Source organism: Alicyclobacillus hesperidum (assembly GCF_900107035.1).
Classification (GTDB): Bacteria; Bacillota; Bacilli; order Alicyclobacillales; family Alicyclobacillaceae; genus Alicyclobacillus; species Alicyclobacillus hesperidum.
Map to the genome: position 1 here is coordinate 1 of NZ_FNOJ01000030.1, position 13,342 is coordinate 13,342.

Genomic DNA, 13,342 nt, shown 5'->3' on the forward strand with positions numbered 1-13,342 from the left:
GCTCGTTCTCCGAATAAATTTTCTCCCCCGGTTTTACTTTCCCACTCCGGATCCACTCTTTAATTTGTTCTTTGACCACCACGTACTTTGCGGGCGTGCTCATCACGTATCACCGATTCCTATATAAAATCCGTACAAGTCCGTTGGTTCATTGTATCCTGTGTGTAGAAGCACGGCAAATGGGACGTCCACCAGCACAAGTGGACGCCCCACGAGCATCTATAAGGCTTATTGCTTGCTTTGCAACCCCTTCATCGAAAGCCCAATCCGCCCTCGTTCCGCGTCGATGTGAACCACGCGGACACGAACGACGTCACCAACCGTCACAACGTCGAGTGGATGTTTGACAAATGTATCGGCAAGCTCGGAAATATGCACAAGCCCGTCGTTTTTCAGCCCAATGTCGACAAACGCGCCAAAGTCCACCACATTGCGCACTGTTCCGTTTAGTTCCATACCCACCGACAAATCCTCCATACGCATCACATCTGTCCGCAGAATCGGGGGCGGCACATCTTCACGCGGATCGCGGCCTGGACGTTCGAGAGCATCCAGGATGTCGCGCAACGTCGGCACACCGGTGCCAAGCTCCTGTGCCAACTCGGCAAGTGGCAGGCGGCGAGCGGCGGCGATAAGGGCTCGACGCTTAGCAGTCTCGCGCAGGTCAGTCGGATTGGCTTCCAACCTGGCTAACAAACGCTCGACGACACCGTATGACTCCGGGTGAATGGGCGTTGCATCCAAAACTTCATCGCCATCCATGACGCGCAGAAAGCCAACGCACTGTTCGAGCGTCTTCGGCCCTAAGCGTGGAACTTTGGCCAACTGCTTGCGCGTGCGGATTCGCCCATTTGCCTCACGGAACTGTACAATGTTGCGTGCCGTTGTACGGTTCAACCCAGCAACGTACGACAACAGACTGGCCGAGGCCGTATTGACATCGACACCGACCTCATTGACCGCTGTCTCGACGACCGCGCCGAGCTGTTCTCCGAGCCTCGCCTGTGAAACATCGTGTTGATACTGACCGACACCAATCGACTTCGGATCGATCTTGACCAACTCCGCAAGAGGATCTTGCAGACGGCGCGCGATGGAAATCGCACTTCGCTCAGCGACATCAAGATTAGGAAACTCCTCGCCCGCCAATTCCGATGCAGAATACACGCTTGCCCCCGCCTCCGACACCATGACATACGCGATCCGCCAGCGACCCGACTGTGCGTGCCAGGTGCGAATGCAATCTGCGACAAACGCCTCCGTCTCGCGTGACGCGGTTCCATTGCCGATGGCGATCACGTCGATATGATGCCTCTCGACAAAGGACAGGAGGACTTCCTCAGCCTCTGCAACGCGATTTTGCGGTGGTGTCGGATAAATTACGGACACCTCTAAAAGCTTACCCGTATCGTCGACGGCAGCTAGCTTACAACCCGTTCGATAAGCGGGATCAACCCCCAGGACGCGCTTCCCGCGCAGAGGTGGTTGCAAAAGGAGACTACGCAAATTCGCCCCGAATATCCCGATGGCATGCTCTTCCGCCCGCGCCTGCAACTCGGCCCGCACCTCGCGTTCCACGGCTGGCTGAATCAGCCGCTTATAGGCATCTAGTGCCGCCCGCGCCTGCAAGCCTGCAACTGTATCGGTATCCGGCTTGTCCGATCCGGCATAACGGCGATACAAGCGAGCGACGATGTCAACCTCTGGAGCGGCGATGGAAACGTGTAAGGCTCCTTCGCGTTCACCCCGATCCATCGCCAGCACTCGATGCGGCGGCACACTCAAAAGAGATTCTTCGTAGCGGTAATACTGCTCATAGACTGTCTCTGCGCTTTCGTCGACCGCCGAGCTCACCATTTTGCCATGCCGCATGGTCATCGTGCGAATGAAACGGCGGTTGTTGGCATCATCCGAAATCGCTTCCGCCAAGATGTCCAATGCACCCTGTAGGGCTGTTCCGGCCGACTCGACGCCTGCTTCGACGTTCACATACTTCTCAGCTTCCTGCATGACCCTCGCCAAAGGCGTTGCCCGCTCCACCGTCTGAAGCCATTCTGCAAGCGGGCCTAGTCCACGCTCGCGGGCAATGGAAGCGCGTGTTCGCCGCTTGGGACGGAATGGGCGATAGATGTCGTCGATCTCGGTGAGCGTCTGTGCCACCTGAATGGCTTGGCGCAGTTGACTCGCCTGCGGCTCTGTGGCAAGGGCACCTTGCTCCGCAAGCAGCCGCAACACGTCCTGACGACGCGCCTCCAAGTTTTTCGCCTGTTCGTACTCCCGTGCAATCGAGCGCAATTCATTTTCGTCGAGCTCGCGAGTCATTTCCTTCCGATAACGAGCTATAAATGGAATGGTATTGCCCTCATCCAACAGGCGAAGAGCCGCTTTGACCCGGGCTTCCGCAATACCAGTCTTGTCCGATACGATTCGCGCATAGTTTGGTGTCTCCAGCACTTGCTCCAACTCGTCTGTCTCCTTCACATTTCGCTACGAAAAGTCTACCGAAAAACAGGCTTGCTTCAAACATCTCGCGCTCGAACCGGTAAGATCACGATAGCGAAAGCGCATTCCCGACAGCCAACCACTTCATGTATGATGATGACTAGACTTTCTTTATAGAGGTGCCATGATGGCTTTCACCCAAGTTCAAGGAAACGCCCGCAGCTGTGTGTTGGCGGAGCCGTTATTCGTCATCCCATATAACATGTACACCACCTATGCATCCGTCTACATGCTCGACCTGCACGTGTCCGATGCTGGGCTCGGTATCGTTACCACCATCAATCTCATCTTGCAAATGTTGTCCGCTTTTGTCAGCGGGTATCTCACGGATCGCATGGGCAGACGAAAAGCCCTTTGGCTGTATGATATTGTGAGTTGGTCACTCGCGACATTGGTATGGGCTGTCTCGCAAAACGTCTGGTGGTTCTTGCTCGCGGCTGTGCTCAACGGGTTTCAACGAATACCTGCGACTGCTTGGTATTGCTTATTGGTCGAAGACACGCCTGTCGACAAGCGGACCTGGGTATTCACAGGTCTTCAGATTGTCAGCGTTGTCGGCGGTCTGTTTGCACCTATCGGGGGCATCCTGGTCAACCATCTCTCTCTCGTGCCGGCAACGAGAGTCATGTACTTGTTCGCCTGTCTGAGCATGTCCGTGATGATTTATGTGCGCCATCTCGGTCTGCGGGAAACCGACATTGGCTTACGCAAGATGACGGAGCGCCGCACCTTTGATGCCCGAAGCGAATGGCACAGTTATGTGGCCGTCGTGCAGCAAATCGTGAAAAACCGCAGGCTGTTGCTTCTATTTGCGGTCTACGTATTGTGGAACATTCAAACCACCATTCGCACCACATTCGTTTCAGTCTACCAAATTGACTATCTCCACATTCCAGCTTCACTGATTTCGCTTTTTCCGGCCATCTCGTCGCTTTCCATGATGGCCCTGTTGTTTACCGCGGTTCCTCGATTCCGCGAGGAACACGCAGCGCGGTGGATGAATGCCGGTTTCGTGCTCATTGGGCTTGCCAATCTTGTCCTTGTCATCATGCCCGAAGGCAACTTTGCCTGGGCTGTCGTAAGCACCGTACTCGCAGCCATTGGCACCATCATTGCAAACCCGTTCGTCGAGTCTGTGGTAGCCAATGCCATGGACGACGAACAACGTGCAACCATGCTTTCCGTGCTCAACGTGATGATCCTTGCTTGCACATCGCCCGCAGGCGTGATCGGCGGTTACACGTATAGCATCAACCCGCAAATCCCCATGGATTTGGTGATGGTGACTTTTGTCATTAGCATCATACTCGTATGGATGGCCAATCGCAGACAAACATCTGAAATCGCAAATAGTTACCATACGGGTCTGGGAAACGATGGGTAACCATATGCACGTGCTCTAACGTGGTAATACAGGCTCCATTGTGCGTAGCAATCATTTTCCCACCTCTATGCTAAACGCCTTCCGCGAATGGCTCACGGAAGGCGTTACTATTTCGAGGTTAGCGGAACACGCGCATACGTTCTTCCACCGGCTGTACCTCTTTTGTGCGTGGGTCTTGCGTTGGCGAGCCAAACGGCATTTGCGCGATCATCCGCCAAGTCTCGGGAAGCCCCCACTCGGCCTTGATGCGTTCTTCCACCATGTTATAGTGCTGAAGGCTTGCGCCTAATCCTTCTGCCTCAAGCGCCACCCAGACGGCATACTGATGCATGCCATTGGTCTGCTCGGACCAGACCGGGAAAAGTTCTTGGTTTCTTGGAAACTTCTGCTGAAACCCTTCCACCACGGCTTGATCTTCAAAAAACAGAACGGTTCCATACCCGTTGCGAAAACCTTGCAACCGCTCTTGGGCACTGCGAAACGACTCGGCAGGCATGACGGCCTGCATCACTTCTTCGACAATCTCCCAGAATTTTTTGTGGTGCTTACTAAGCAACAATACCAGTCGTGTGCTTTGCGAGTTGTACGCAGACGGCATATGCCTGACAATGTCGGCCACAATCTGCTCCAGCTTCGCATCCGGAATGGGTGAAGCGTTGCTGATACCGTAAATGGATCGCCTCTCCCGCAATACCGTTAAAAAGTCTTTATTGGCGGTCAACGTCGTCATGTTATCATTCCCCCATCCTGTCCAAATCGACGCCAAAAAGGACTATCCAACGGCCATAGGCCAACGTTATTATATCCGATGTGCATGTGCACATGCCGACCATCGCCGAGGAAGTGTTGTTACTTGGATTCGTTTCACTTTTGGATTGACTTGGCCTGTGTCGTACTGCCTCTACTGGTGTTGGACGCCTGGCACCTGCGCAGCACCCTGCCTCCAACGCGTACCTATCAATCGCCGTATGTGGCAGGGACCCTATTTGTCGCGTCGGCCATCGCCAGCAACTTTTTTGCGTTCCATATCGGTTCATCGGTCGCCGTCAACTTCAGTATCGTGTCACTCACGTTGAATTTCTTCCTCTTGACCCCACTGTGGTCACTATTCTGGATGTTCGTGTACATTGTCGTGCAAATTGCCCTTAGCGTGTACCTCATGAGCCACGGACACCTTTCATGGCATTCGGTAATGCACACAATGCACATACTCCCGAAGTCACTTGCTGTGGTGATGGTGTACATCAGTCTCATGATGCTATGTTCCTATGCGACAAAATCGGAGAACCCGTATCGGCGCAGCTATTGGTTCGCTCTCGCGCTCTTTTTCTACGCCAGCCTAGATTTCGTCATTGTGCAGCGCGAGCACCAATTGATTGGCTTTCCCATTCAGCTGTTTGTCACGTACGTACTTGGCTTCATCGCGCTGTGGTTGATCTGCGTTCGTCTTGTCCATGCGGTGCAAGCCGTTGACGCTACCAAATCCGCCGCCAGAACGCGGGAACAGTATGAACTCATCGGCCAACTGGCAGCCTCAATGGCACACGAAATCCGCAATCCAATCACGGTCGTGCGTGGCTTTGCACAGCTGATGGCACATCACCCGGATACCTCTGCGACACATCGAACGTATTTGGATACCATCATTGCGGAACTGGATCAGGCAGACGCCATGATCGCCAGTTATCTACAACTTGCCCAAATGGGTACTGACGAGGAGAAATCGCAGATCTCCGTCAAGGCCGTCGTCGACAATGCCTTGCATCTCTTGATGCCTTACGCTCAATCACACGCCGTTACGCTCTATAGCGAGTGCGATGAAAACGCCATGGTGTTCGCGGATCGAGATTGCTTGTTGCAGTCAGCCATACACCTCATCAAAAACGCGATCGAATCTCACGATCGCGCAGGAATCGTCAACGTATCCGTGCAGATTGAAGGCAAATGGGTCGTTTGGCGTATCGCGGACGACGGGCGCGGCATGGACGCCCAGACTTTAAAATGGCTTGGCCAACCGCATTACACGACGCATTCGAATGGAACCGGCTTAGGATTGACCTTCGTCTATAAGACTGTGCACGAACTCGGTGGCAACGTGGAGGTTACGAGCCAAGTCGACCATGGCACGACGTTTCTTGTGCGCATTCCGAAAGCCAATTCGATGGCCACTCGCAAAGCCACGCATGCAGCCCCGGTACAGCCCTAAACAACGGCCTGGCCGGGGCGCGGTCCACATCATTCCCCTTTCTATTGGGCATTCAATGAACTAAATGTCTGTCATATCCACTTGCGACAACCGGATCGCGAATTGTCTGGGGAGAAGGAAGCGGAGACGCATGTCAAAGATATGCGCGGACGGGGGATACGTGGCGCGATCGAATCCTGATTGCGACGTACTACCCGCTCGCAGTTCGCCGACGTCCCAACTTGGAAATCCACCGGCAAGAAGATTGGCGATTGCTACAAGAGCTGGACAAACCGTAATGGCAACTGGGCCAGAGCCGACCTTATCTCGCCGTCCAGCCGCCATCAACAACCAAAACGGTACCATTGACTAAACCTGCGGCATCGGAAGCCAGGTACAAGACCGCAGCGGCCACATCCTCAATGGTCCCGACCCTTGCCACCGGAATGCGTGAAACCACCGATTCACGAAATTCCGGTTGATCAAGTCTCTCCGCCGTGCCCGGCGTATAAATGAATGTCGGCGCGATGGCGTTGACCGTGATGCCATAAGGTGCCCACTCAAGTGCCAAGACCTTCGTCAGCATGTTGACGCCGCCCTTTGATGCCGAGTAGGCCGCATGCCGTTCAATCCCGACGATGCCTGCCTGTGAACTCATCTGAATGATACGCCCCTTACCCTGCCGCATCATCAACTTCGCAGCCTCTTGGCTACAGAAAAAGACGCCCTTCAGATTGACAGACATCATCTCGTCCCAGTCTTCCTCGGTAACGTCGAGGGCATCGTGGTTATAACCGAGGCCTGCATTGTTGACAAGCACATCGAGCCGCCCGTACTTACCGTCGATCACGCTGAACGCTCGGCGGATGTTGGCGACGGATTTGACATCCAACAACAGCGGCTCAATTACACCCGTCCCGTCACCCCCTTCGCGCGCAAGCGATTCGAGTGCACTTGCATCGCGGCCAGCGGCGATGACCGTGGCACCAGCTGCCGCAAGATGTTGTGCCAACCCACGCCCAATGCCCCGCGACGCCCCCGTGACGAGCGCAATTTTCCCATCTAATCGAAAGTTCAGTGATCCCATGCATGCATCCCTCTTTCCACGAAAACAACGCTGCAAAACGCATAAGGCGTTTGCAGCGCTGTGCCACAGCATATTTTATTGTACCGGTTCTGGCTCTCGTTCAACATCCGGATGCGAATCGATATCGTCAAATTCATCCTCAGGAATGTCGCCGTCGAGCGGAGAAGCCGGATCCCCTTCGGTCAAATCTCCCTCTTCATGCGGAGTCGACCCGTCCTCTTCTTGCGTGGATACCTCTGTATCCTCTACGGACAAGTTGTTTTCACCTACCGCGTCGACCGCCTCAGCTTCCTGTTGTCGCACCGCGTCAGGCAGGGACTGCGCACCCTTGGCCCCAGCCTCGGTAGATCCTCCACCCGCGCCAGCCACAGCTTGCGCCGCTTCCGGAGCCTTCACGCGGCGAATGAAAAAGGCAAGCACAAATGCGAGCAAAGAGCCCATCGTCGCCCACCAGAACGCATCGTTGATGCCTTGGATGGTCGACTGCTGCATTGCAAGCTCGTACAACACCTCGTGTGCCAACTGCGTCGCTGCGACGGTCGAATCGTGTAACTGCAGCGTAAAGTATTGCACAAGCTCGTGGAAAAACCCACTCACCGACGGATTGTTGTTCGTCATGACGTTCTGATATTCTGCGTAATGCACTTTCGTGCGATCCGTCATCACCGTCACCAACACCGCCGTACCAATGGACGACGCAACGGTTCGCGCGGTGTTCGATGCCGACGTTCCGTGCCGGTAGAGGTGTCTTGGCAACTGGTTCATACCTGCCGTTTGTACGGTCATCGCGAGCATCGACATGCCAAACATGCGCAAGGTGTATAGCAGCATGACGTGGCCGTAAGTGGTCTGCGCGTTGAGTTTTGTGAACTCGTACGTTGCGACCGTCGTGATCGCTAGCCCAAGTACGGCGAGCGGACGAGCGCCGATGCGGTCGAACACAGCACCGGAAACAGGTGCCATCACACCCATTAAGATGGCTCCTGGCAACATCAGAAGGCCGGACTGCAACGCCGTAAAACCACGGATGTTTTGCAAATAAATCGGCGTCAGGATCATACCACCAAACATGGCCATGTTGATGACACAACCGACGATGGTGGTCAAGGAAAACGTTCCGTACCTAAAGACGCGCAAATCGAGCATCGGGTCCTTACAGGTCAGCTCGCGAATCACGAAGATGACAAGGAAAACACCGCCAATGATGAGCGAGACATCTACAGTTGAATTGCCCCAACCCTTATTACCCGCTTCACTTAAGCCATAGAGCAAACTCACAAATGCGATCAACGACGTAATCAAACCAATGCCTTCAAACTTCGGACGAACGGGTTTCGAGACGTTCTTAAGCACGAAGATGGCGATGATCATGTCGAGTAAGCCGAGCGGGATGATGACCCAGAACAACAGGCGCCACGACCAGTGCATGATCATCCACCCGGACAGGGTCGGACCAATGGCCGGGGCAAAAAACATCGCAATAGCCATCGTCCCCATGGCTTTGCCGCGTTGCTCGGCCGGATAGAGTTCCAAAATGACCGTCATGAGCAGTGGCATCATGACTGCTGACCCGGATGCTTGAACAATACGTCCAATGATCATCATAGAAAACACTGGTGCAATGGAGCATAAAAACGATCCGGCGACGAACAATGACATCGCAGAAATAAACAGCTGCCTCGTCGTAAACGTTCCCATCAGAAAAGCCGTGATGGGAATCAGAACGCCGTTGGTCAGCATGTAGGCCGTCGACAGCCACTGCGCTGTGGTGGCATTGACGTTAAACGCCGACATCAAATGCGGCAAAGCTACGTTTAACAGGGTTTGGTTCAAAATGGCGACAAAAGCGCCAAATATGAGTGTTGCAAGAATCGAACCCCGATGCGGATGGCCATGCGCCGCTTCCTGCGGCGGGGCGCCAGCTGCACCGGGCGAGGCGGCGATGACCGCCTGGTTCGCGGTCGGTTGCAGCGTGTCGTTCGACATTGAGCTCACCTCTTACTTATGGATGCGAACCGTCGCGCTCATCCCCGGGACCAATCCACTGCCGGCCGTCGTCCCGAGCGAGATGGTCACCGGTACGACCTGCGTCACTGGTGTGTAGTCAGCCGTCGTGCTTTGCGTTGGCAGAAGCGAGAACGTGCCCGCTGTCGCATCGCCAATTTGGGTTACTGTACCGTTGATGGAACCTGCTTTGCCAGCGACGTACACGTCGACTTGCTGGCCGACTTTGACCTTGTCGATCAGCGTTTCTTTGACGTTCGCCACGACGTACAAGTGACTCATGTCATATGCGTAGGCAAGCGGCGTGCCCGCAGCAACAATCTGGTTATTGACCGCGTCGTCCTGCGCAATCGTCCCGGCTGCGGGCATTGTGACTGGAATGTCGACCACCTTGTTCCCCTCTTGCGTCTGTACTTCAGCTACCTGTTGTCCACTGGTGAAATTCGTCCCGACATTGCCTTGCCAATTGATCAATTTGCCGGTAGCAGGCGCTGCCACGGTAATTTGTGTCCCACTGATTTGCGCATCGTCCGTCTTCAAATACAATGTCGACTGGTTGTAGAAGTAGTAGCCCGTGATGGCCGCCGCAACCAAAACGACGAATAGAATGATGTTAAAGACGATGACCTTACGAAAACTGTTTGCTGGGTTCATACGCTTCCTCCTCGTATTCGCGATCCCGATATTGCCTTTGCGGCTTTTTTGATCGCTATCTTTTTAGAGAGTGTACTATTTAACCACTATGTATATTTAATATATTTAGGTGTATGAGTCAAGGGGCTGTTGTGGAAATTGTTTCAGTTGTTTGTCCGTGCCATGTTACAATGTATATGAATGCCATCGCTATGGATGAGGGGCGTGTCTGGAGTGGGCGATACGGTTGTGTTTAAGCAATGCGCATCCTGTCGAACCACAAATCGAATTCGTGTCGAAAGTGGCCTCAGCTGTCGCTGCGGCAAATGCGGATCGCCAATTGCGCTGACGCACTACGAGGTGCTCGGTATCCCGTCCTCCGCGTCGGCAAGTGAGATTAAAGCTGCTTATCGACGCGCAGCGAAGACTTGGCATCCCGATGTACACCCGGATCGCGCATTTGCTGAACGCCAATTTCGAAAGATTGCGCAGGCATTCTCCATATTGAGTGATCCACGCATGCGCGAACAATATGACCTGTCACTGACCGCATCCACGGGTGCAACAAACGCTCCGTCTGACGGCAGCAGAGTTAAAGATACAAAGGCGAGATCGACGACCCACAAACCCAAAGAGCACCGCAAGCAGACGCGAACCGAGGGCAAAACGCAGGCGAGCGATAGCGCTAAGCCACATGGCCCCATCTGGCGACGCTATAACTGGGGCACCGCGCAGATGCCATCGCCGACACAGCGGAATTGGCTTGGCTATGCGCTTGCCGGAGTCGGTGCGTTTACGACATTGACCATTAGTGGCGCGATATTTACAGGCTTGTTTGGATCGAAATTGGCGCTCGTGATACTATTGGGACTCGCCATGGTTGGGGCACTTCAACTTCTCTATCTGTTGACGAAGCTTGGTGTCGATTCCGAAGCCTAACCTGGCTCTTCACACCGACCGGAAGGGAGCATCCCTCATGCGAGAAAGCGGCAATACCATCCTGATCACTGGCGGCGCCTCGGGCATCGGCCTAGCGTTTGCCGAGCGCTTTTTGGAAGCCGGAAATCAAATTATCATTTGTGGACGCCGCGCTGACAAGCTAGAGGAAGCAAAGGCGAAATTCCCTGCACTCCACACGCGTGTCTGCGACGTCGGCAACGAACACGACCGCGTCGAGCTGTGCGACTTACTTGTCCGCGAATTCCCGAACCTGAATGTCCTCGTCAACAACGCCGGCATTCAGCAGTGGGTCAACGTGCAGCGCACGGAGGAGGAATGGGCGCACTTCCATCAAGAAATCGCCATTAACTTCGATGCACCCATTCATCTTACCCTGCGCCTGCTCCCACACTTACTCAAACAACCACATGCAGCTATCATCAATGTGTCGTCCGGTTTGGCCTTGGCGCCTGCAACGTGGGCTCCCATCTATAGTGCGACTAAGGCGGCACTCCACTCGTTCACACAGAGCCTGCGGTTGCAACTGGAAGGCACCAAGGTGGACGTTATTGAAATCTTGCCTCCAGCCGTCAATACCGATCTCGGTGGTCCCGGACTCCACACATTTGGCGCGCCCCTCAACGAGTTCGCCGATGGCGTCTTTGCGTCACTCCGACGCGGCGAGATCGAAATCGGCTATGGTGATTCCGAACGGCGATTGCACGCCTCGCGCGAGGATTTGGCAGAGGCGGCACGACAAATGTGGCTGGGTTTCCGCAAGCGAAATCCAGAGTTTTAAGCGGGTCACCCGTCAAGTCCGTTCGCACCCGCGGCGGATGATTGAGTTCATACTGCGGAAGGCGGCTGCGGCGGATAGGCCACAAAGCCCTGCAAATGGTCGCAGCCTATTCGCGCCGCAAGGCATCTCACTGCCCCCACTGTTTGATCACAACGGCAACGCCAATCTCCGCAAGATTCGACACCGCACGCGCCACGGCGAGAAGATTAGGTACAAGCGCCAATGCACTCACGTCTGCCTCTGCGCAAGATGGATTCGATACTGCTGTCCCCCATGCTCTTTTGCGGAATACATGGCCATGTCCGCGTACCTCTGTAACGTGTCGACGTCCGAGCTGTGGTCCGGGCAAATGGCCGCGCCAATGCTACAACCAATGGTCAAAAACTCGCCGCCGACGCATAGTGGCTCTTGGAATCGAGCTAGACAGCGTTCCGCCTGCTCTCGTACGTCGCACTCCCCTGTCACCGGATCGATCACGATGGTAAATTCGTCGCCACCCATGCGGTATACGGTGGCCCCATCCGCCGTAGCTTCCCGCAAGCGGGCCGCGATGGCCTTTAGTGTCTCGTCACCAAAGTGATGGCCAAACGTGTCATTCACATTTTTAAACCCGTCGAAGTCAAGCAACATCACAGCGAGCTTGGTCTGTCCTTCCAACGCCTTCGTGACGCTATCTGCAAGGTCCAGCTCAAACCGCTGTCGATTTGGCAGACCGGTCAACAAGTCGGTATACGCCATCTTGAATAACTCACGTTGGTGTTCTTTGCGCTCTGTGATGTCAATGGTTAACCCCTCGACGAAGACGGGCCTTCCGCAATCGTCATAGCGCGGATATAAACTGTTGGCAACCCAGCGCACCTCGCCATCCTTGCGAATAATGCGGTACTCCGTGCGGATGGGGCCCGGCCCGTTCAACGGTACATAGGCGAGTTCGGTGTCGTCTGGATGAACCACCTCTAGCCAAAGCATCGGGTTTTGGCGGAATTCTTCATGAGTGTACCCATAAATCTTTTCGCCGCCCTTGGATCCATAAACGACCCTATGGTTTTGAATGTCGTGCGCAAACAGACAAACATCGACCGTGTCCAAGATTCGCTCAATCGTGGTTTTGGCTTGCTCCAGTTGAGCAGAGAGCTCGGTTGTTCGAAAGTCCTCCGTTGCAAACGCGAGCACACCTTGGTATTGACCGGCTTCGTCATATTGCGCATAAGCCCAAACGACAACATCGATGGTCTGGCCTGATTTGGTCTGGCGTTTCACGAGTCTTCCATTGACGGATCCATGCCGGCGTACGTGGTGAACGAGTTGTCTAGCCTGTTCCCGCTCATCGTCAGGCACAAAGGGTACCTCGCGGCCGATGACTTCGTCCTCAAGCCACCCGAATATGCGTTCGGCAGGCGGCGACCACACGGTGACTCTGCCCTGTGGATCGACACCGTAAACGGCGATGGGAGCCTGCCTAGACAGCCAGGCAAAGGGATCGCGAGAGGAAAGGCCACTTGAATGCACATTGGATGATCGCCTTGGACTTTGGTTCACACAACTTCCCCATCCCATCCTAAAAAATAAAAAATCCCTAGCAACGGTGCCGCAGGGATTTGGGTGCAACTCGGCCATCATGGGCAGCATCTGCCTGTAGACCCGTAGCTTTGCGCCCACACCTTTCGATGTGTTTGCCGACTGGTTATCTGATCGATTGTGTTTAATCATATTGTACATCGTCGACAAGGAGGATACTAGGGGGCATGCGTAAGGGGCGCGGCTCTTTGCGTACACCCCATCTTACCGTTTACACCCCATCTTACCGTT

At 54.6% G+C, this 13,342-nt stretch carries 10 protein-coding genes and 1 riboswitch; of the genes, 4 read left to right on the plus strand and 6 right to left on the minus strand.

All coding sequences use genetic code 11. The annotated features are described in order from the left end of the window. Window positions 1-228: 228 nt before the first annotated feature. Window positions 229-2,463, minus strand: a complete 2,235-nt coding sequence (locus BLU70_RS13660; RefSeq protein ID WP_420865903.1) for a Tex family protein — start codon at window positions 2,461-2,463, stop codon at window positions 229-231. A gap of 166 nt (window positions 2,464-2,629) precedes the next feature. On the opposite strand from BLU70_RS13660, the gene BLU70_RS13665 reads away from it, so the two are divergent. After that, window positions 2,630-3,886, plus strand: coding sequence for an MFS transporter (locus BLU70_RS13665; protein WP_244885232.1), 1,257 nt, complete (start codon window positions 2,630-2,632; stop codon window positions 3,884-3,886). Between the two features lie 118 nt (window positions 3,887-4,004). Here the strand turns inward: BLU70_RS13665 and BLU70_RS13670 are convergent, their stop codons facing one another. Beyond that, the gene (locus BLU70_RS13670; protein WP_074693858.1) at window positions 4,005-4,616 is read right to left on the minus strand and encodes a nitroreductase family protein; all 612 of its coding nucleotides are present in this window, start codon (window positions 4,614-4,616) and stop codon (window positions 4,005-4,007) included. Window positions 4,617-4,739: 123 nt separating this feature from the next. Here BLU70_RS13670 and BLU70_RS13675 point away from each other — a divergent pair, with 123 nt between their 5' ends. Then, the gene (locus tag BLU70_RS13675; protein WP_074693860.1) at window positions 4,740-6,092 is read left to right on the plus strand and encodes a sensor histidine kinase; all 1,353 of its coding nucleotides are present in this window, start codon (window positions 4,740-4,742) and stop codon (window positions 6,090-6,092) included. A gap of 301 nt (window positions 6,093-6,393) precedes the next feature. On the opposite strand, the gene BLU70_RS13680 is transcribed toward BLU70_RS13675, so the two are convergent. From BLU70_RS13680 to BLU70_RS13690, 3 genes are all read right to left on the minus strand, one after another. Then, entirely contained in the window at window positions 6,394-7,158 is a 765-nt protein-coding gene (locus BLU70_RS13680; RefSeq protein ID WP_074693861.1) for an SDR family NAD(P)-dependent oxidoreductase, read from the minus strand. 75 nt (window positions 7,159-7,233) lie between these two features. Beyond that, window positions 7,234-9,144, minus strand: a complete 1,911-nt coding sequence (locus BLU70_RS13685; RefSeq protein WP_074693864.1) for a DHA2 family efflux MFS transporter permease subunit — start codon at window positions 9,142-9,144, stop codon at window positions 7,234-7,236. A 12-nt stretch (window positions 9,145-9,156) separates the two neighbouring features. Then, window positions 9,157-9,816: an HlyD family secretion protein gene (locus tag BLU70_RS13690; protein WP_074693867.1), complete on the minus strand. Its 660-nt coding sequence runs from the start codon at window positions 9,814-9,816 to the stop codon at window positions 9,157-9,159. Window positions 9,817-10,020: 204 nt separating this feature from the next. On the opposite strand from BLU70_RS13690, the gene BLU70_RS13695 reads away from it, so the two are divergent. Both BLU70_RS13695 and BLU70_RS13700 read left to right on the plus strand, forming a co-directional pair. Further along, window positions 10,021-10,734, plus strand: coding sequence for a J domain-containing protein (locus BLU70_RS13695; RefSeq protein ID WP_244885233.1), 714 nt, complete (start codon window positions 10,021-10,023; stop codon window positions 10,732-10,734). 37 nt (window positions 10,735-10,771) lie between these two features. Beyond that, window positions 10,772-11,533 (plus strand): SDR family oxidoreductase, encoded by a 762-nt coding sequence (locus tag BLU70_RS13700; RefSeq protein ID WP_074693872.1) that lies wholly within the window; start codon window positions 10,772-10,774, stop codon window positions 11,531-11,533. A 228-nt stretch (window positions 11,534-11,761) separates the two neighbouring features. Here BLU70_RS13700 and BLU70_RS14460 read toward each other — a convergent pair whose 3' ends face one another. Then, window positions 11,762-13,042, minus strand: a complete 1,281-nt coding sequence (locus BLU70_RS14460) for a diguanylate cyclase domain-containing protein (RefSeq protein WP_218129488.1) — start codon at window positions 13,040-13,042, stop codon at window positions 11,762-11,764. Window positions 13,043-13,133: 91 nt separating this feature from the next. After that, window positions 13,134-13,221, minus strand: a riboswitch (cyclic di-GMP riboswitch). Between the last annotated feature and the right edge of the window lie 121 nt (window positions 13,222-13,342).

Bases quoted from the DNA above. Each gene is read 5' to 3' on its own strand.
- BLU70_RS13685 (WP_074693864.1), bottom strand. From the start codon at position 9,144: ATGTCGAACGACACGCTGCAACCGACCGCGAACCAGGCGGTCATCGCC.
- BLU70_RS13700 (WP_074693872.1), top strand. From the start codon at position 10,772: ATGCGAGAAAGCGGCAATACCATCCTGATCACTGGCGGCGCCTCGGGC.
- BLU70_RS13670 (WP_074693858.1), bottom strand. From the start codon at position 4,616: ATGACGACGTTGACCGCCAATAAAGACTTTTTAACGGTATTGCGGGAG.
- BLU70_RS13680 (WP_074693861.1), bottom strand. From the start codon at position 7,158: ATGGGATCACTGAACTTTCGATTAGATGGGAAAATTGCGCTCGTCACG.
- BLU70_RS13665 (WP_244885232.1), top strand. From the start codon at position 2,630: ATGGCTTTCACCCAAGTTCAAGGAAACGCCCGCAGCTGTGTGTTGGCG.
- BLU70_RS13690 (WP_074693867.1), bottom strand. From the start codon at position 9,816: ATGAACCCAGCAAACAGTTTTCGTAAGGTCATCGTCTTTAACATCATT.